17 protein-coding genes are annotated in these 18,735 nt (G+C 68.2%); 10 read left to right on the forward strand and 7 right to left on the reverse strand.

The annotated features are described in order from the left end of the window. The first annotated feature begins 64 nt into the window (after positions 1-64). Genes PV766_RS07875 through PV766_RS07885 form a run of 3 tightly spaced genes read left to right on the forward strand, consistent with a single transcriptional unit; the run spans position 65 to position 2,726 of the window. On the forward strand, positions 65-958 hold the full coding sequence (locus PV766_RS07875; RefSeq protein WP_421096827.1) for an ABC transporter substrate-binding protein: 894 nt from the start codon (positions 65-67) through the stop codon (positions 956-958). Positions 959-969: 11 nt separating this feature from the next. Beyond that, positions 970-1,956, forward strand: coding sequence for an amino acid ABC transporter permease (locus PV766_RS07880; protein WP_016691439.1), 987 nt, complete (start codon positions 970-972; stop codon positions 1,954-1,956). After that, entirely contained in the window at positions 1,953-2,726 is a 774-nt protein-coding gene (locus PV766_RS07885; protein WP_064063017.1) for an amino acid ABC transporter ATP-binding protein, read from the forward strand. The genes PV766_RS07880 and PV766_RS07885 overlap by 4 nt, the downstream gene beginning before the upstream one ends. 39 nt (positions 2,727-2,765) lie before the next feature. On the opposite strand, the gene PV766_RS07890 is transcribed toward PV766_RS07885, so the two are convergent. Further along, on the reverse strand, positions 2,766-3,674 hold the full coding sequence (locus PV766_RS07890; protein ID WP_421096813.1) for a class I SAM-dependent methyltransferase: 909 nt from the start codon (positions 3,672-3,674) through the stop codon (positions 2,766-2,768). Between the two features lie 219 nt (positions 3,675-3,893). Here PV766_RS07890 and rpsA point away from each other — a divergent pair, with 219 nt between their 5' ends. Further along, positions 3,894-5,354 carry a 30S ribosomal protein S1 gene (gene rpsA, locus PV766_RS07895; RefSeq protein WP_016934980.1) on the forward strand — a complete coding sequence of 487 codons (1,461 nt, stop codon included), beginning with the start codon at positions 3,894-3,896 and terminating at the stop codon, positions 5,352-5,354. A 196-nt stretch (positions 5,355-5,550) separates the two neighbouring features. Here the strand turns inward: rpsA and PV766_RS07900 are convergent, their stop codons facing one another. Then, on the reverse strand, positions 5,551-5,763 hold the full coding sequence (locus tag PV766_RS07900; RefSeq protein ID WP_421096814.1) for a hypothetical protein: 213 nt from the start codon (positions 5,761-5,763) through the stop codon (positions 5,551-5,553). Positions 5,764-5,947: 184 nt separating this feature from the next. On the opposite strand from PV766_RS07900, the gene PV766_RS07905 reads away from it, so the two are divergent. The 3 genes from PV766_RS07905 to PV766_RS07915 all read left to right on the forward strand — a co-directional run bounded on the left by PV766_RS07905 (position 5,948) and on the right by PV766_RS07915 (position 8,996). Further along, the gene (locus PV766_RS07905; RefSeq protein ID WP_421096815.1) at positions 5,948-6,235 is read left to right on the forward strand and encodes a hypothetical protein; all 288 of its coding nucleotides are present in this window, start codon (positions 5,948-5,950) and stop codon (positions 6,233-6,235) included. 304 nt (positions 6,236-6,539) lie between these two features. After that, positions 6,540-7,757, forward strand: a complete 1,218-nt coding sequence (gene coaE, locus PV766_RS07910; RefSeq protein WP_421096816.1) for a dephospho-CoA kinase — start codon at positions 6,540-6,542, stop codon at positions 7,755-7,757. Between the two features lie 96 nt (positions 7,758-7,853). Next, a complete protein-coding gene (locus tag PV766_RS07915) occupies positions 7,854-8,996 on the forward strand; it encodes an LLM class flavin-dependent oxidoreductase (protein ID WP_421096817.1) in 1,143 nt (380 codons plus the stop codon). Between the two features lie 187 nt (positions 8,997-9,183). On the opposite strand, the gene PV766_RS07920 is transcribed toward PV766_RS07915, so the two are convergent. From PV766_RS07920 to PV766_RS07930, 3 genes are all read right to left on the reverse strand, one after another. Further along, positions 9,184-9,315 carry a putative transporter small subunit gene (locus PV766_RS07920; RefSeq protein ID WP_016935144.1) on the reverse strand — a complete coding sequence of 44 codons (132 nt, stop codon included), beginning with the start codon at positions 9,313-9,315 and terminating at the stop codon, positions 9,184-9,186. Continuing rightward, a complete protein-coding gene (locus PV766_RS07925) occupies positions 9,312-11,012 on the reverse strand; it encodes a sodium:solute symporter family protein (RefSeq protein WP_421096828.1) in 1,701 nt (566 codons plus the stop codon). Before PV766_RS07925 ends, PV766_RS07920 begins: the two co-directional genes overlap by 4 nt. Before the next feature lie 444 nt (positions 11,013-11,456). Further along, positions 11,457-11,975, reverse strand: coding sequence for a DUF402 domain-containing protein (locus PV766_RS07930; RefSeq protein WP_064063046.1), 519 nt, complete (start codon positions 11,973-11,975; stop codon positions 11,457-11,459). A 69-nt stretch (positions 11,976-12,044) separates the two neighbouring features. Here PV766_RS07930 and uvrB point away from each other — a divergent pair, with 69 nt between their 5' ends. From uvrB to PV766_RS07945, 3 genes are all read left to right on the forward strand, one after another. Beyond that, positions 12,045-14,204, forward strand: a complete 2,160-nt coding sequence (gene uvrB / locus PV766_RS07935) for an excinuclease ABC subunit UvrB (protein ID WP_421096818.1) — start codon at positions 12,045-12,047, stop codon at positions 14,202-14,204. Between the two features lie 45 nt (positions 14,205-14,249). Then, positions 14,250-15,122 carry an SCO6745 family protein gene (locus PV766_RS07940; protein WP_421096819.1) on the forward strand — a complete coding sequence of 291 codons (873 nt, stop codon included), beginning with the start codon at positions 14,250-14,252 and terminating at the stop codon, positions 15,120-15,122. Positions 15,123-15,278: 156 nt separating this feature from the next. Next, positions 15,279-15,731, forward strand: coding sequence for a universal stress protein (locus PV766_RS07945; RefSeq protein WP_064063023.1), 453 nt, complete (start codon positions 15,279-15,281; stop codon positions 15,729-15,731). Positions 15,732-15,735: 4 nt separating this feature from the next. Here the strand turns inward: PV766_RS07945 and PV766_RS07950 are convergent, their stop codons facing one another. Together PV766_RS07950 and PV766_RS07955 are read right to left on the reverse strand one after the other, a co-directional pair. Beyond that, positions 15,736-16,158, reverse strand: a complete 423-nt coding sequence (locus PV766_RS07950) for a DUF732 domain-containing protein (RefSeq protein WP_129976059.1) — start codon at positions 16,156-16,158, stop codon at positions 15,736-15,738. An 84-nt stretch (positions 16,159-16,242) separates the two neighbouring features. Beyond that, the gene (locus tag PV766_RS07955; RefSeq protein ID WP_421096820.1) at positions 16,243-18,558 is read right to left on the reverse strand and encodes a HelD family protein; all 2,316 of its coding nucleotides are present in this window, start codon (positions 18,556-18,558) and stop codon (positions 16,243-16,245) included. Between the last annotated feature and the right edge of the window lie 177 nt (positions 18,559-18,735).

An 18,735-nucleotide genomic window follows, 5' to 3' on the forward strand; every position in this document is an offset into this window, starting at 1 on the left:
CTCCCGGGTTGGATACTGTTCGACTGTGAAACGAGCAGTGCACACCCGCCGCGCGACCTCGTGGGTGCGTGGTCGCGCCCGGACCCTGAGCAGGCTGGCGGGGGGAGTGGCGGTGCTCGCCCTCGCGACCGGGTGCGTGGTGAACACCGAATCGACCGTCCCGCCCGGCGACCGGATCGGCGTCGAGAAGGTCGACGCCATCGCGAGCCGACTGCCACCAGACGTCGCCGACGGCGGAACCCTCGAGGTCGGGGTGAACGTGCCCTACGCCCCCAACGAGTTCAAGGACGACGACGGAACCATCGTCGGTTTCGGCGTCGAGCTCGTCCAGGCCGTCGGCGACGTCCTCGGTCTCGAGGCGGTGTTCAACGAAGCGGACTTCGACCGGATCATCCCGGCCGTCCAGGCCGGCACGTTCGAGATGGGCTCGTCGTCGTTCACCGACACGAAGGAACGCGAGGAATCGGTCGACTTCGTCACCTACTACAGCGCCGGGGTGCGGTGGGCGCAGCGCACCGGCGAATCCGTCGACCCCGACAACGCGTGCGGCCTGCGGGTGGCGGTGCAGACCACCACCATCGAGGACCTCGAGGAGGTCCCCGCCAAGAGCGAGGAGTGCGTCGCCCGCGGACTGCCGCCCATCGACAAGGTCAAGTACGACAGCCAGGACGAGGCCGCCAACGCCCTGATCCTCGGCCGGGTGGACGCACTGTCCGCCGACTCACCGGTCACGGCGTACGTCATCGCCCGCAGCGAGGGACGACTCGAACCGGCCGGTGAGGTCTTCGACGCCGCGCCCTACGGCTTCGTCGTCGCGAAGGGTTCGCCGTTCGGTCCCGTACTGCAGCAGGCGGTGCAGTACCTCATCGACTCCGGTGCATACGACGAGATCACCGCGCGCTGGGGCATGGAGGACGGCGCGATCACCACCTCGCAGATCAACGGCGCGACGAGCTGAGAAAGGGAACCATGAGCGAGTCCACGTCCGCGAGATCCGCGGAACCGCGACCGGACGAACCGGAGCCGATACGCGCAGTACCCCTGCGGCATCCCGGACGATGGATCTCCGGCGCGATCGTCCTGATCGCACTCGGGCTGTTCGCCTGGGGAGCAGCCACCAACGAGGCGTACCGCTGGGACATCTACGCCCAGTACCTGTTCGACGCCCGCATCACTGCAGCCGCCTGGAAGACCGTCCAGCTGACGGTGCTCGCCATGGCCATCGCCGTCGTTCTCGGCGTGGTGCTCGCCGTGATGCGTCTGTCCCCGAATCCCGTGCTGCGCTCCGTCGCATGGCTGTACCTGTGGGTCTTCCGCGGTACCCCCGTGTACGTCCAGCTCGTGTTGTGGGGACTGTTCCCGTCGATCTACAAGCAGATCGACCTCGGGATCCCGTTCGTCCACCAGTTCGTCCACATCGACGTGCAGGGCCTGAACGCAGCGTTCCTGTTCGCCGTCATCGGTCTGGCACTCAACGAAGCGGCCTACATGGCGGAGATCGTGCGCGCCGGCATCACCTCCGTGCCCGAGGGGCAGCTCGAGGCGTCGACCGCGCTCGGCATGTCGTGGTCGCAGACCATCCGCCGCACCGTCCTGCCGCAGGCGATGCGGGTGATCATCCCGCCCACCGGCAACGAGCTGATCAGCATGCTCAAGACCACCTCGCTGGTCGCCGCCGTGCCCTACAGCCTCGAGCTGTACGGCCGGGCCCGCGACATCTCGGGTGCGAACTTCCAGCCGATCCCGCTGCTGCTCGTCGCTGCGACCTGGTACCTGGCGATCACCAGCCTGCTCATGATCGGCCAGTACTACCTCGAACGGCACTACTCGAAGGGCCTGAGCCGGCAGCTCACCGCCCGCCAGCTGCAGGCACTCGCCGACGCACAGAACGCACCGGTCACCGAGGCCGGCAAGCCGACGCCGAAGCCCGGCGCACCGGGGGAGGAACGCATATGACGTCCGTCGACACGCCGATGGTGCGGGCCGACCGGGTCTGCAAGAGTTTCGGTGCCGTCAAGGTGCTCAAGGGCATCTCGCTCGAGGTCGGGCGCGGCCAGGTGACCTGTCTGATCGGCCCGTCCGGATCGGGCAAGTCGACCTTCCTGCGGTGCATCAATCACCTCGAACGCGTCGACGCCGGTCGCCTGTACGTCGACGGCGATCTCGTCGGCTACGCCGAGCGGGGTTCGAAGCTGTACGAACTGCACCCGCGTGCCGCCGCGAAGCAGCGCCGCGACATCGGTATGGTGTTCCAGCATTTCAACCTGTTCCCGCACCGCACCGTGCTGGACAACGTCGTCGAGGCACCGATCCTCGTGAAGAGGATCAAGCGCGGCGAGGCGGTCGAGAAGGCCCGCGATCTGCTCGCCCGGGTGGGGCTGGCCGACAAGGTCGACGCCTATCCCGCGCAGCTCTCGGGCGGCCAGCAGCAGCGCGTGGCGATCGCCCGCGCGCTCGCCATGGATCCCAAGCTCATGCTGTTCGACGAGCCCACCTCGGCCCTCGACCCCGAACTCGTCGGCGAGGTACTCGCGGTGATGCGCGATCTCGCGGACGGTGGCATGACGATGGTCGTCGTCACGCACGAGATGGGCTTCGCGCGGGAGGTCGCAGATCAACTGGTCTTCATGGACGGCGGTGTCGTGGTCGAGGCCGGCGATCCCCGCAAGATCCTGGCCGACCCGAAGGAGAGCCGTACTCGGGAGTTCCTGTCCCGGCTGCTGTGAACGCCGGACCCTGAACCCGGCGGGGGTCGGGAGCCGGGATCAAGCGGATTTGCGGCTGCAGAAGATGGCGGTGCCCGGGAAGATCGATCCGCGCAGCGGGCTCCACTGCCCCCACTCGCGATCGAGATGCTCGGGCCACTCGGGTTCGACGATATCGTAGACCTCGAGCCCGGCGGCGACGAGTTCGCGCACCCGGTCGCCCACCGTGCGGTGGTGCTCGGCGTAGGTCGCGCGACCCGTCGGGTCGACCTCCACGTAAGGGGTCCGGTCGAAATAGGGGAACATCGCGACGAGGCCCTGTTCGCCGGGGTCGTCGGGGAAGATCCACCGCATCGGGTGGTTCACGGAGAACACCCATCGTCCGCCGGGGCGCAGCACCCGCGCGACCTCGCGCATCACCCGGGCGGAATCGGCGACGAAGGGCACCCCGCCGAAGGCCGAACACACGATGTCGAAGCTCGCATCGGCGAACGGCAGGTTCTCGGCGCCGGCCTGTACGAGCGGAACCGCCCGGCCGGAGGCGGCCGTCGCCGTGCGTCCGCGCTGCAGCATCCCCATGGAGATGTCCAGTCCGACCGCGCGGGCGCCCTGTCCCGCCAGCCAGCGGGCGCACGGGGCCGAACCGCATCCGAGTTCGAGGACGTCGCGTCCGGAGACCGGTCCGAGCAACTGCACATCGGCCTCGTGCAGACCCTCCGGGCACCACACGAACTCGCCGTCGGCCGAATCCGCGCCGAGGAAATCGCCGTGGGTGCGGTGGTAGTCCTCGGCGTCGGCGTCCCACCACACCCGGTTCGCGCGCTCGCTCTCGAGGGAGCCGAGGCGGGTGCGGGTGGGCCGGGTCTCGCCGAGGACGGTCTGCGCGTTCGCGTGCCGCGCGGTCTCGTCGTCGGTCCCGTCCGAGTCGCCGGACGAGTCTGGAGAAAGGGGGTTCACGGAGCCCGACATGTGCGTGAGCCTAACGGGTCGGCAGGACGGGCCACGATATCGGTTTGCCCGGGTCCCCTCGAGGCGCGTAGCCTGGTGATCGCGAGTGTCCGCAGTTCGGCTCCACGGCCGAGCGGGGAACTCGCCGTGACTCACACATCGCCGTATCGCAGTGGGTGTTTCACGTGCCCGACCGAATTTCACCAACCGACTATCAACCCGTCCGGAGCAACTCAACACATGGCCTCCACCACCGTCACCTCGCCGCAGGTAGCCGTCAACGACATCGGCTCTGCCGAGGATTTCCTCGCCGCCATCGACGCCACGATCAAGTACTTCAACGATGGCGACATCGTCGAGGGCACCATCGTCAAGGTCGATCGCGACGAGGTGCTGCTCGACATCGGTTACAAGACCGAAGGCGTCATCCCGTCCCGCGAGCTCTCCATCAAGCACGATGTCGACCCCAACGAGGTCGTGTCGGTGGGCGATGAGGTCGAGGCACTTGTTCTCACCAAGGAGGACAAGGAAGGCCGTCTGATCCTGTCCAAGAAGCGTGCGCAGTACGAGCGCGCCTGGGGCACGATCGAGGAGCTCAAGGAGAAGGACGAGGCCGTCAAGGGCACCGTCATCGAGGTCGTCAAGGGCGGCCTGATCCTCGACATCGGCCTGCGCGGCTTCCTGCCCGCCTCGCTCGTCGAGATGCGTCGCGTCCGCGACCTCCAGCCGTACGTCGGCAAGGAGATCGAGGCCAAGATCATCGAGCTCGACAAGAACCGCAACAACGTGGTCCTGTCGCGCCGCGCATGGCTCGAGCAGACCCAGTCCGAGGTCCGCAGCGAGTTCCTGCACCAGCTCCAGAAGGGCCAGGTCCGCAAGGGCGTCGTGTCCTCCATCGTCAACTTCGGCGCCTTCGTCGATCTCGGCGGTGTCGACGGCCTCGTGCACGTCTCCGAGCTGTCCTGGAAGCACATCGACCACCCGTCCGAGGTCGTCGAGGTCGGCACCGAGGTCACCGTCGAGGTTCTCGACGTCGATCTCGATCGCGAGCGCGTCTCCCTGTCGCTCAAGGCCACGCAGGAAGATCCGTGGCGTCAGTTCGCCCGCACCCACGCGATCGGTCAGATCGTGCCGGGCAAGGTCACCAAGCTCGTTCCGTTCGGCGCGTTCGTCCGCGTCGAGGAGGGCATCGAGGGCCTCGTCCACATCTCCGAGCTGGCCGAGCGCCACGTCGAGGTCCCGGACCAGGTCGTCGCGGTCGGCGACGACGCGATGGTCAAGGTCATCGACATCGACCTCGAGCGTCGTCGTATCTCGCTGTCGCTGAAGCAGGCGAACGAGGACTACACCGCCGAGTTCGACCCGTCGAAGTACGGCATGGCCGACAGCTACGACGAGCAGGGCAACTACATCTTCCCCGAAGGCTTCGATCCCGAGACCAACGAATGGCTCGAGGGCTACGAGAAGCAGCGCGAGGAGTGGGAGTCCCGCTACGCGGAGGCCGAGCGTCGCCACAAGATGCACACCGCTCAGATCGAGAAGATGGCTGCCGACGAGGCTGCCGAGGCTGCGGCCGGTGTGTCCGGTGGCAACTACTCGTCCGAGTCGGGTGCCGAGGCTGCGCCGGAGACCACCGGCGGATCGCTCGCGAGCGACGCCCAGCTCGCCGCTCTGCGCGAGAAGCTGTCGGGCAACGCCTGACATATCGTTCCCACGGACGGCCCCGCACCATTCGGTGCGGGGCCGTCCGTGTTCCGGGGAAACGCTCCCTCCCGCCTCACTCTCGTTTCGGAGCAGCGGCTCCGGGACCACGACGAGACCGGCCCCTTCCGAAACGGAAAGGGCCGGTCTTCGTATGTCGTCGGCAGCAGCAGCAGCTGCTCAGCTCGGGGCGAGTTCACCCCACGGCGGGAGTGGCCCACTGTGCGGGCAGGGCCGTCGCGCGCTTGCGCATCGCGGCGTGGCTGTGGCGCGCGTTCGTCAGCAGCGCGGTGAACCAGTTCCGCCGGTGCTCGGCGAGGGCGGCAGCGACCTCGGGGATGAGGATGCAGTGAACACCGTTTTCCATGCCGAGGCGATGCCGACCTGTGATGGAGGTGGAGGATCGCATGGCCTGCCTTCTCGAATGCTCCGGACGAGCCGGGAGGGACGCTTCGCACCGACGATATCGGACAGCCCCGCGAATTCTGCGCATTTACCCCAGGTCGGAGGGGGTGTGTCCGGTCGTCGAGCGGTGTTGCGACCGCCCCGTGACCCCACCGTGATCGGGGTGTGATCCCGGGAGCCCGGGCGCCGTGGTCCTCGCCGCCTACGCGCGCTCGATCCCTACCCGCACCGGTTCCCGGCGGATGCTCGGACGGGAATCCGAACCCGCCCGGTCACGCCCAGGAGATCCCTACGGCGCACCCCATGTCGACATGCACTTCTCCACGACGGACGCCGACCACGGAGCCGGCCCGGCCGCAAAGGATTTCGTGGAGCGCGCGGCGCGACTGCCCGGTCCGCACTCCGTTCCGCAGGGTTGCATTCGGCCTCCGGGTTCGCCGCTCGAGAACACCGTCCCGGTCATGCGGATGCACTGAAGGGATGCGGAGGACCACGTGATTCCGGATCGTTCGAATTCGCCGAGGTCTGTGGACGGCTCGTGGGACGGGGAGTTCATCGTCATCGAGCCGATGACCACCCGAGAATCACCGGCGGCGAAGCCGTCCCTGCGGGAGTCGTGACGCAGCCGGCGTCCGACCAACCCCTACCCGACGCTGTACACCGTCGACTTCGACGAGCAGACGGACGAATGTGTCGTCTCGCCGTCGGGACCGACGATGCGCGAAGCGTTGCAGGGACCGCAAAGATGCCTCGACGGCGTGGTGATGCGAGACTGGCAGCGTGCTGCGAATGGGGTTGACCGGAGGTATCGGCGCGGGCAAGTCGACCGTCGCCAAGGAGCTCGTCGAACTCGGGGCGGTGATCGTCGACTCCGATGTCGTCGCCCGGGAGATCGTCGCTCCGGGATCCGACGGCCTCGCCGAACTCGTCGACGCCTTCGGCGAGGACATCCTGCACGCCGACGGCACGCTCGACCGCCCCGCGCTCGCGGCGAAAGCGTTCGCGAGCGACGACGCGCGCGCCGTCCTCAACGCCATCACCCATCCGCGGGTCGGCCGCCGCACCGCCGAACTGGTCGCATCCGCGCCCGGCGACGCGGTGGTGGTGCAGGACATCCCGCTGCTCGTCGAAGGTGGCATGGCGCCGGCCTTCCATCTCGTCGCCGTGGTGCACGCCGACGAGTCCGAGCGGGTCCGCCGCCTCGTCGAGCTGCGGGGTATGCCCGAGGCCGACGCCCGGGCGCGCATCGCGGCGCAGGCGACGGAGGAGCAGCGGCGTGAGGTCGCCGACGTCTGGCTCGACAACACCGGCGATCAGCAGGTGCTGGTCGAGCAGGTCCGCAGACTGTGGAACGAGCGCCTGATGCCCTTCGAGGAGAATCTGCGCACCGGTGTCGCGGTCGAGGCGGAACCGGTGCTCGTGCCCGCCCGCGAGGAGTGGCATCGTCAGGCCCATCGGCTCATCGCCCGGCTGGCCTTCGCCGCCGGGGGCGCGGCGAAGCGCATCGACCACATCGGGTCCACCGCCGTGCCCGGTCTGGCCGCCGTCGACGTCCTCGACCTGCAGATCACCGTCGGTGATCTCGCGGCGGCCGACGCGCTCGCACCCGCGCTCGCTGCCGCGGGTTTCCCGCGCATCCACGACGTGGTCACCGACGAACCGAAGCCGTCCTACGGTGCCGGGGGCGAGACCGACCCGGCCGTGTGGGAGATGCGGTTGCACGGCAGCGCCGATCCCGGCCGTCCCGCGCGGGTGGCTGTCCGCGTGGACGGCTGGCCCGCCCAGCAGTTCGCGTTGCTGCTGCGCGACTGGCTGTCCGCGGTCGACACCGCGAAGCGCGAGTACGCGGATCTCAAGGCCGGCGCCGCGGCCGACGCGGCGCAGCGGTCCGACCCCGCCGAGGCGGCCGCCGCCTATGCGGCGCTCAAGGCGCCGTGGTTCGACCATGCGCACCATCGCGCATGGGAGTGGGCCGCGAACACCGGTTGGTCGGCCTAGAGGCGTCCGGATCCGGTGGATTCCCATCCGGGAATGTTCCGGACGCCCCGTCCGTTAGAGTAGTTGACAGTTCAACTATTTGACGGAGGTTCCATCGTGCAGTTCGGCATCTTCACCATCGGCGACGTGACGCGCGACCCCACGACGGGCCGGGTCCCCACCGAACACGAGCGCATCCTTGCGATGACGAAGATCGCGCTGAAGGCCGAGGAGGTGGGGCTCGACGTCTTCGCGTCCGGCGAGCACCACAATCCGCCCTTCGTCCCGTCCTCGCCGACGACGATGCTCGGCTGGATCGCTGCGAGGACCGAGAAGCTCATCCTGTCGACCGCGACCACGCTCATCACCACCAACGACCCGGTGAAGATCGCCGAGGACTTCGCGATGCTGCAGCATCTCTCCGGTGGCCGCGTCGACCTCATGATGGGGCGCGGCAACACCGGGCCCGTCTACCCGTGGTTCGGCAAGGACATCCGACAGGGCATTCCCCTCGCCATCGAGAACTACCACCTGCTGCGACGGCTCTGGCGCGAACGCGTCGTCGACTGGGAAGGCAAGTTCCGCACGCCGCTGCACGGCTACACCTCCACCCCGTGGCCGCTCGACGACACCCCGCCCTTCGTCTGGCACGGCTCCATCCGTTCGCCCGAGATCGCCGAACAGGCCGCCTTCTACGGCGACGGCTTCTTCCACAACAACATCTTCTGGAACAAGGAACACATCGAGCAGATGATCACCCTCTACCGCCGGCGGTTCGAGCAGTACGGACACGGCGCCGCCGACCAGGCGATCGTCGGGCTCGGTGGCCAGGTGTTCATGGCCGGGACCGAGGCCGAGGCGAAGCGGATCTTCCGTCCCTACTTCGACAATGCTCCCGTCTACGGCCACGGCCCGTCGCTCGAGGACTTCTCGACGATGACACCACTGACCGTCGGCACACCCGAGCAGGTCGTCGAACGTACGCTCGGCTTCGCGGACTATGCGGGCGACTACCAGCGGCAGCTGTTCCTCATGGACCACGCCGGCCTGCCGCTCGACGTCGTGCTCGAACAGATCGAGATCCTGGGGCGAGAGGTCGTGCCGGTGCTGCGAACGGAATTCGAACGCCGCCGCCCCGCCCACGTGCCGTCCGACCCGCCCACGCACAGCACTCTCGCCGCGCAGGGCGCCGACTCGGCGCACCGACAGGTGATCCCGGCCCGCGTGGACCTCGTGCCGGAGGAGGCCGACGCCCGCTGACCCGCCACCGAGGACTTCGGCGCGGGGAAGGCCTCCGCCGCGTCGACGAGCCGGATCGGCAGGGCGGCGCGAGAACTCGCCGAACAGATCGCCCGTGGTGCCGGACGGGCACCGGCATCCCGGACGCCGCGCCCGCCGGGCTGCCACGTTCCTCCGAGGATCACCTGGCGTTCCCCGAATCGAGGGGTCAGATCAGATCCTTGCCGTCCCGTCGCGCTTGCAGCCACTCCTCGAAGAACCCGCGGCACAGCACCGCCAGGACACCGGCGACCAGCACGGGCCAGATCAGGACGTAGATCGTCAGCGTGAGCATGTTCATCGGTTCTCCTTCTCCGGACTGGTTGCTGCAGGATCGTTCCCGGCCGTCGCGGTGTCCTCCTCCACGTCGAAGTCACCGACGCGCTGCGCGATGACCTCGAAATCGAAGTCCTCGTCGGAGTTCACGGACATCGCCCAGCACACGACCGTGCTGACGGCGTAGGCGACGAGCGAGGCGCTGAGCACGGCGTAGTCGTGGACCGCGCCGAGCGCGAAGGGTGCCACGGCCACCGCGGCGACGACGCCGACGACGCGTGCGGCCCGGAGTCCGAAGAAGCCGAACGCCATCAGGCCCGCGATCACGCCAACACCGATCACCGAGGCGATGTCCACCGTCCAGGCGATCACTCCGTCCATCGGGAACCATCCGAACCGCACCGGCAGGAACGCTGCGAGGGCGACGAGCACCGACGTCGTGAACGCCTTGTTGGTGACCTTGTGCCAGTAGAAGCTCGCGATGACGGGGAAGACCAGCGCACCCCAGAGCGCGCCGACGAAGACCAGCAGGTCGAGGATGCTCAGCCGCATGCTTGCGAACGCGACGGCGGCGGCGGTCGCGACGATCATCGTGGCGCGCCCGACGAAGAGCATGCGCTTGGGATCGGCGTTGCGGGTGCCCCCGGCGATGTTCTGGCCGTAGATGTCCGCCATCACGATCGACGACAGGGCCGACAGGTCGGAATCGGCGGTGGACGACAGCGCGCCGATGATCATGACGAAGAACACGACGACCAGTGCCGTGGGCAGGAACGACGCCACCATCTGCGGCACGATGTTGTTGACGTCGCCGTCCATCGGGTCGATGCCCAGATACAGCGCGAGCACACCGAACATGCCGACCCCGATGACGGTCGCCCCGTAACCGATCGTCGCGGTGACGAAGGTCGGTTTGATGAGATCCTCCCGCACCGCGAACAGCCGCTGCGCGATCGTCTGGTTTCCGATGGCATACGCGAGCACGGCCGCGATGTACGGCGCGCCCTGGTTCAGGAACGCCTCGCTCGAGAAGAAATCTCCCTGCTGGTCGCTGAGATTGCCGGCACCGCTGTCGAAGGCGCCGGGAAAGCCCGTGAGGAAGAAGACCGCCGGGATGATGACGACGACGGCACCGAGCATCGCCACGACCTGCACGAAATCGGTGAGGACGGACGCGCGGAAGCCGGACCACAGGGTGTAGAGCAGCACCCCGACGGCGATGAACACCACGCCCTGAACGAAATCGAACGGGGAGAGCAGCGAGATGAGCACGCCCCCCGCGATGAAGTTGGACATCAGGCTGATCAGGCTGCCGACGAGATTCGAGCCGGCGAGCATGAGCTGGCTCGACCGGCCGTGCCGGGCGAACATGACTTCCGCCAGAGTGTGGGCTTTCGGTGCGACCGCGCGGATCCGCTTGCCGAAGGGGTAGATGAACAGGATCATCAGTGCACCCCACAGCCCGTAGTGGATGGGGCCGGAGACGCCGTAGGTGTATCCGGAGGTCGCGGAGGCGTACAGCGAGGACGCCCAGATCCAGGTGGCGGTCATGCTGGCCGCCGACACCCCGAAACCGACCTTGTTGCCGGCGGTCATGTAACCGTCTGCGTTCTCGTCCTTCTTCCCGATCCGGGCGGAGATGAGAAGCGTTCCGCCATAGAAGAATACGAGCAGGGTAACGATCGTCGCGGCGCTGAAATGAACGAGCTCGGTGCCGTCCACTGCGACCTCCTTCGTCTTCGCGTCGTGTCCACGGCGATCGGAGCGCAGCGCGGATCCACGGGGCGCGTTGCACGCGTCCGTTCGCGGTTCCGCTTCGGCGTCTGTCCGATTCACCCCCGGACGGTGGGCATGCGTCGAACACCCGATCGGGCGTGGCATACCGCTCCAGCAGGGCACACCCGGATCCGGGCGTGTGCCGACGAAGAGGCGGCGGCGTTCTCGGTGGCGCCCGTGAACTGCGCGGGCGCGCGCCGCCGGCGCGAGGGGTTACCTCGGTCGGGCGATGTGCACGCGGAGAGGCGATCCGGGCCGGCCCGATGGTCGCCTTCTCGGTGCACTGCTTCGCCGGCCGAGGCAGATTATCATGTCCTTTGCGACAGTAACTTTTTCGCTCCCGTGCCCTGTGTTTCTGTGCAGGTGGCACCCACGTCGACGGCGTGAGCGTCAGCGCCAGGAGACGGGCGCGCCCCGCTCCCGGAGCCATGCGTCGAGATCGTGACCGTGCGCGGCGATGCCGTCCACCGCCCGCAGCGCCGTCTCGATCGCGATCTCGGCCGCCCCGGCATCGATCAGACCGGCGGTGACCGCGACGACCAGTTCGTCGATGTCCTCGACGGTGGTGTCGCGACCGGTGCGGACGATCAGGTCGAGATAGTGGTCGTGGGAGTGCCAGACGTCACCGTCGCGCCGGAACTCGCCGACGTCGACGTACCGGTCCTGATCGCGTTCGTTGCCCGGTGTGAAATGGAAGATCGAAGCCCGTAGCCGCAACTCCGGAAGCAGCCACGACTCGAGATAGTGGAACTGCGGGTGATCGGACGGTCGCGCCATGTACAGGCCCCACGCCTCGACGCGGTACTCGTCGACGGCGCGCACGAAACCCTTCGGGTCGATGTTGGTCTTCGCGGCGACGTCGAACGTCTCGGTCTTCACGGGATGCGGGGTCGCGGACACGGGATGCAGGCTAGCGGCCGGACCGTCCCGCACGTAGGAGCACGGTGCGTGTCGGTGGGAGCGCTTACTCTGGTTTCCATGGCGTTCGCAAGTGAACATCCCGTCGTCGCCCACTCCGAGTTCCGGCCGGTGGGTGAGATCGAACGCACCGAGGCCCGCTTCGAAGTCGTCAGCGAATACGAGCCGGCGGGTGACCAGCCCGCCGCCATCGACGAGCTCGAGCGGCGGCTGAGGGCGGGGGAGAAGGATGTCGTCCTGCTCGGTGCCACCGGTACCGGCAAATCCGCCACCACCGCGTGGCTCATCGAGCGCGTCCAGCGACCCACCCTCGTGATGGCGCCCAACAAAACCCTCGCCGCGCAGCTCGCCAACGAGCTGCGAGACATGTTGCCCAACAACTCGGTCGAGTACTTCGTCTCGTACTACGACTACTACCAGCCCGAGGCGTACATCGCGCAGACCGACACCTACATCGAGAAGGACTCGTCGATCAACGACGACGTGGAGCGACTGCGGCACTCGGCCACCTCGTCGCTGCTGTCGCGTCGCGACGTCGTGGTGGTCGCGTCCGTCTCGTGCATCTACGGTCTCGGTACCCCGCAGTCCTATCTCGACCGGTCCATCCAGCTCGAAGTGGGTGTGGAGGTGCCGCGCGACGCGCTGCTGCGCCTGCTCGTCGATGTCCAGTACGCCCGCAACGACATGGCGTTCACCCGCGGATCGTTCCGCGTCAAGGGCGACACCGTCGACATCATCCCCGCCTATGAGGAACTCGCCGTGCGGATCGAGTTCTTCGGCGACGAGATCGACGCGCTGTACTACCTGCACCCGCTCACCGGCGATGTCGTGCGCAAGGTCGACTCCCTGCGCATCTTCCCCGCCACCCACTACGTCGCCGGTCCCGAACGCATGGAACGCGCCGTCGCGAGCATCGAGGTCGAACTCGAGGAGCGCCTCGCCGATCTGGAGAACCGCGGCAAGCTGCTCGAGGCGCAGCGTCTGCGCATGCGCACCCAGTACGACATCGAGATGATCCGGCAGGTCGGCTTCTGCTCCGGCATCGAGAACTATTCCCGTCACATCGACGGTCGCCCCGCCGGGTCCGCTCCCGCGACCCTCATCGACTACTTCCCGGAGGACTTCCTCCTGGTCATCGACGAGTCGCACGTCACGGTGCCGCAGATCGGCGCGATGTACGAGGGCGACATGTCGCGCAAGCGCAACCTCGTCGACTTCGGCTTCCGCCTGCCCTCGGCGGTCGACAACCGGCCCCTGACCTGGGAGGAGTTCGCCGCCCGCATCGGGCAGACGGTCTACCTGTCGGCCACCCCCGGCCCCTACGAGCTCGGGCAGACCGGCGGCGAGTTCGTCGAGCAGGTCATCCGTCCCACCGGTCTCGTCGACCCGGAGGTGGTCGTCAAGCCCACCAAGGGCCAGATCGACGATCTCGTGCACGAGATCCGCGAGCGCGCCGACCGCGACGAGCGCGTCCTCGTCACCACACTCACCAAGAAGATGGCCGAGGACCTCACCGATTACCTGCTCGAACTCGGCATCCGGGTGCGCTATCTGCACTCCGACATCGACACTCTGCGGCGTGTCGAACTACTGCGGCAGCTGCGCCTCGGCGAATACGACGTCCTCGTCGGCATCAACCTGCTCCGTGAGGGCCTCGATCTTCCCGAGGTGTCCCTGGTGGCGATCCTCGACGCCGACAAGGAAGGCTTCCTGCGGTCGACGACCTCGCTGATCCAGACCATCGGCCGCGCTGCGCGCAACGTCTCGGGCGAGGTCCACATGTACGCCGACAAGATCACCGACTCCATGGCCCGGGCCATCGAGGAAACCGAGCGGCGCCGCGAGAAGCAGGTCGCCTACAACACCGAACACGGTCTGGATCCGAAGCCGCTGCGCAAGAAGATCGCCGACATCCTCGATCAGGTCTACCAGGAGGCCGACGACACCGAGATCGTCGAGGTGGGCGGTTCCGGACGCAACGCCTCGCGCGGCCGGCGCGCACAGGGCGAGTCCGGGCGCGCAGTCAGCTCCGGTGTCGTGGAAGGTCGCGACACCTCGACGATGCCGCGGGCCGAGCTCGCGGATCTCGTGCAGCAGCTCACCGATCAGATGATGCAGGCCGCACGCGACCTGCAGTTCGAGCTGGCGGCGCGACTGCGCGACGAGATCTCCGACCTGAAGAAGGAACTGCGCGGCATGGACGCCGCGGGGCTGAAGTAGCCGCCCTGCCCGGTCGGCGCCGGAGACTCGGTAGGGTCCTTTCCCATGGATCCCTCCTCGGCCGGGCGTACGGCCCGCGCGCTCGAACTGCTGCATTCGGTCGTCTACTTCGCGCCGGACACCGCGAGTGAACTCGCCGCGCTGGGCGTCGACGGGCCGGCCGCACACTATTTCGGTGGGCGCTCGGCAGCCGTGGGTGCTGTGGGCCCCGGCCTCGTGACGGCGACGTTCTACAGTTTCTCGCCCCGTCTGGTGGCCTCGGCCGTCCCGGCGGTGTGGCAGAGCGCCGAGCCTGCCGCGATCCTTGCGGCGCGGTTGCGCGGGCTGGACGCTCTCTACCGGCGGGTCCTCGGGCAGGACGTGCTCGATTCCGCGGAGATGAACGAGGCCACGGATCTCGCCGTCACCGCGGCGCGGGCGATCCCGGGCCCCGATGGGCGACCGCTCTACGCCGCCCACGCCGACCTGCCCTGGCCCGAGGAAGCGCATCTCCGGTTGTGGCACGCGCTGACATTGCTGCGCGAGTACCGCGGCGACGGGCACATCGCGGCGCTGCAGACGGCGGGGCTGTCGGGGATCGAATCGCTGGTCACCCACACGGCGACCGGCATCGGATTCGCCGTCGATCCCGCCCGGAAGCTTCGGGGATGGTCGCGGGACGAGTGGGCGGACGCCGAGAAGGGATTGCGCGGACGCGGCCTGCTGGACAAGCGCGGAGAACTCACCGGTGAAGGGTTCGAGGTCCGCGAGCTCGTCGAGGACCTGACCGACGACCTGGCGGCCGCGCCCTGGGGCGCGCTCGGCGAGGACGGCGTGGAGCGTCTGCTCGACCTCGCGTTGCCGTGGCGCGATGCCTTCGTCGATGCCGAGGTGTTCCCCGCCGGCCTCTTCGGCCCGCGTTACGGTGACGCACGGTAACATCAAACCGGATTGTGGGATGAGACCCAAACGTCCCACCCGAGCCGCCCATCCCGCTACTGTCGACGCAGCGTATGGCGGGGGAGCGTGCGTGTCCTCCGTCGACGACGGCATCGGCGGCACACGTCGATGAACCACACACTCGATGGAGGATGAATGAGCGCCTACCGGACCATAGTCGTCGGAACCGACGGTTCCGAATCGTCGTATCGGGCCGTGGAGAAGGCAGCCGCTCTGGCCGGCGACGCCGGCGCCCAACTGGTGATCGCCTGCGCCTACTACCCGGCCGACCCCAAGGACACCGCGCAGGCCGCCGATGCGCTGCGCGACGAGGCGTACCAGATCACCGGTTCGGCCCCGACCTACGAGATCCTGCGCACCGCACGGGAGAAGGCGACCGTCGCGGGCGCCCGCAAGATCACCGAGCGCCCTATCGTCGGTGCTCCCGTCGAGTCGCTCCTCACACTCGTCGAAGAGGTCGACGCCGATCTCATCGTCATCGGCAACCGCGGTCTCAACACGCTGACCGGCCGCCTGCTCGGTTCCGTCCCCTCGGACGTCGCCCGCAAGGCCCTGTGCGACGTGCTGGTGGTGCACACCGTCCGCTGACGGATCAGCAGTACTCCTCGCGGGTGACCTCGAGGTAGCGCACGGCAGCGGCGTCCGCCGACATCCGCGAGTGTGTGGCCCCCGCGGCGTAGGCGGCGATCGGCCGAAGCGTGGCGAGGACGTCATGCTCCGGCACTCCCGCACTCAGCTGGTCGCACACCCCTCGCACCACCGCCAGGACGGTGTCGTCCCCGACGTCGGCGACCAGACCGGACGCCTCCAGCATCTCCTTCACCCGCAGGAACCGCGCGTCGGGCGGCATCGTGGAGGGTGCGGGCGCGGTCGACGTCGTGGAGGGGGCGGCCTGCGCCTCGTCCGGGGCCGGCGCCACCGACCCGCAGGCGGCGGAGACGAGGAACCCGCTCAGCGCCGCGACCGCCGCGCACCCCGCTCGACGTACCCGATGGTGCGCTGCCCGATAGGTCACTTGTTCGTTCCCTCCGCGGATGATCCGTCCCGTGTCCCTGCCCGGAAGGACGGTACCGTCCTTCCGGCCGGTCGTGGGCTGCCCTCAGCAGTGGGTGGGGGCCACGAGACCCGTGAGCACGTCCGGCAGCGGCTCCGAGTGCACCACCCCGAGACGCTGGGTCGCGCGGGTCAACGCCACGTACAGATCGTTCGTCCCGCGCGACGAGTCGGTGAGGATCTCGGCCGGTTCGACGAGCAGAACCGCATCGAACTCCAGGCCCTTGACCTCCTTGACGGTCGCGACCGTGACCGACTCGGATGCGAGAGGTTCCCATTCGCGTACGAGGCGTGCGGGCGCGAGCACGGCCGTCGTGCCCGGGCCGGTCTCGGCGTCGAGAGCGGCCCGCACGGTCGCCGACAGCGCCTCCGCGTCGACCTGCTGCGCCCACGGCTCGAAACCGGATTCGCGCACCGACTGCGGCGGCACCTGATCGGGATCGATCTCGGCCAGCACCGCATGTGCGATGCGCATGATCTCCGCCGGCGTGCGGTAGTTGACGGTCAGCTCGGTCTTCTTCCACCGGTTCGCGACATACGGTTCGAGGATCTGCTGCCACGACTCGGTTCCCGCCGGATCACCGGTCTGTGCGGTATCGCCCACCAGGGTCATCCAGCGATTCGGGATGCGGCGCATGATCGTTCGCCACGCCATCGCGGACAGCTCCTGCGCCTCGTCGACGATCACATGACCGTAGGTCCACGTGCGATCACCCGCCGCGCGTTCGGCCGTGGTCTCGTGGCGGCGGTGGTTCTGCCGTTCGGCGAGCTGAGTGGCATCGATGAGGTCGTATGCCATGAGCAGCTCCGGATCGAGATCGTCCTCGAGATCCTGCGGCGCCGAACCGGTGAGGATGTCGAGTGCACCCTGGGCGTCGGCGATCTGCTTGCGCCAGCGCCGCTTCGCGCGTTCGCGCTCGGCGGCGTCGTCGACACCGAGCAGTTCGGCGAGTTCGTCGAGCAGGGGAGCGTCGGCCGCGCTGAAACGTCCCGGTGCGTCGGGGCGGTACAGCGCGTCGATCTGCTCGTCGGACAACGCCGGAGCCGCCGACGCGATCCTGTCGCGCGAAGCCAGCAGATCCGAGAGTACTTGCTGCGGGGACAGTTCCGGCCACAATGCGTCGATCGCAGTGATGATGTCGCGGTCCGAACGCATCTCGGACCGGATGTCCTGGATGTCCTCCCGGCTCAACAGATTCGCGCCGCCGAGCGGATTCGATCCGATGATCCCCGCGAGCTGATCGGCGAGTGCGTCGATCACCCCGCCCACGAAGATCGGCCGGGCGAGGTTGTGCGGTCGGCGGGACGACCGAGCGCGACCGCGTGCGCGGGTGACGATCTTGCGGTCGAGCGTGAGCGCATAGGTGTCGAAGCTCAGGTGCACGGGGGAGCGGGGCACCTCCTGCCGGTCGCGGACGGCCTTCTCGAGCACCTTCACCATGTCCAGGGAACCTTTGAGCTCGCCGCCCTCCGGGCTGTCCGCGACGGTCGGCGTCACCCCCGGATACAGATCACCGACCGTGGAGAGCAGCACTCCGGTCTCACCGAGCGAGGGCAGCACCTGACCGATGTAGTCGAGGAAGCGGCTGTTCGGGCCCACGATGAGTACGCCGCTCTTGGCCAGCTGCTTGCGGTAGGTGTAGAGCAGGTAGGCCGCCCGGTGCAGCGCCACCGCGGTCTTGCCGGTTCCCGGACCGCCCTGGACGACGAGCACGCTGCGATGCTCCGAGCGGATGACCGTGTCCTGTTCGGCCTGGATGGTCGCCACGATGTCGTGCATCTGCCCGGTGCGCGCGGCGTTCAGCGCGGCGAGCAACGCCGACTCACCGGCCACACCCCCCGCCGCCTGGGTATCGGCATGCTCGAGGGCGGCGTCGAGGTCGAGATATTCGTCGTGCAGAGCGGTGACGGTCCGGCTGCGGCTGCGGATATGACGTCGCAGTACGACCCCGTCGGGAGCGGCGGGGGTGGCGAGGTAGAACGGGCGGGCCTGCGGTGCCCGCCAGTCGAGCAGCAGCGACTCGTAGTCGTTGTCCTCGTCGAGGATGCCGAGCCGACCGATGTACCGGGTCTCCGCGCCGTCCTCGGTCGTCACTGCCGCATCGGTGCCGTCGTCGCGGACGTCGATGCGGCCGAAACACAGGCCGTGCTCGGCGGCGTCGTACTTCGCGATGTCCTCGGTGTACATCTGCGTGAAGGACTCGCGCTCGCTGCGTGCCTGCGGAGTGCCTCCCGTCTCCTTCAGCACGCGGGTCAACCGAGTCCGGGCGTAGTCGCGCAGCCCGTCGAGATGCGTGTAGAGCATCGCCACGTAGGCCTGCTCGCGATCGAGCTCCGGATGGGACGCGCCATCAACCGGCACAGGGACTCCTCGGGATAGACAGGACGAGATCGCTCCGCCGTGCGCAGGATGATGCGCTGACGAAAGTGCCCGAGAAGTCTAGTCGTCGCCGTAAGAAAACAGGCAGAAATCCTGGTCACAGCAGTGGGGGGGGGGGGGCCGCGCGGCCCCCCCCCCCCCGGGGGGGGGGGGGGGTAA

The sequence above is a fragment of the Rhodococcus sp. As11 genome (genome assembly GCF_048957735.1).
Lineage (GTDB): Bacteria > Actinomycetota > Actinomycetes > Mycobacteriales > Mycobacteriaceae > Rhodococcus > Rhodococcus gordoniae.

Excerpts from the sequence above, each read along its gene's own strand:
- PV766_RS07880 (WP_016691439.1), top strand. The coding sequence starts at position 970 with ATGAGCGAGTCCACGTCCGCGAGATCCGCGGAACCGCGACCGGACGAA.
- PV766_RS07885 (WP_064063017.1), top strand. The coding sequence starts at position 1,953 with ATGACGTCCGTCGACACGCCGATGGTGCGGGCCGACCGGGTCTGCAAG.
- PV766_RS07890 (WP_421096813.1), bottom strand. The coding sequence starts at position 3,674 with ATGTCGGGCTCCGTGAACCCCCTTTCTCCAGACTCGTCCGGCGACTCG.
- rpsA (WP_016934980.1), top strand. The coding sequence starts at position 3,894 with ATGGCCTCCACCACCGTCACCTCGCCGCAGGTAGCCGTCAACGACATC.
- PV766_RS07900 (WP_421096814.1), bottom strand. The coding sequence starts at position 5,763 with ATGCGATCCTCCACCTCCATCACAGGTCGGCATCGCCTCGGCATGGAA.
- PV766_RS07920 (WP_016935144.1), bottom strand. The coding sequence starts at position 9,315 with ATGAACATGCTCACGCTGACGATCTACGTCCTGATCTGGCCCGTGCTG.
- uvrB (WP_421096818.1), top strand. The coding sequence starts at position 12,045 with ATGGCGTTCGCAAGTGAACATCCCGTCGTCGCCCACTCCGAGTTCCGG.
- PV766_RS07940 (WP_421096819.1), top strand. The coding sequence starts at position 14,250 with ATGGATCCCTCCTCGGCCGGGCGTACGGCCCGCGCGCTCGAACTGCTG.
- PV766_RS07945 (WP_064063023.1), top strand. The coding sequence starts at position 15,279 with ATGAGCGCCTACCGGACCATAGTCGTCGGAACCGACGGTTCCGAATCG.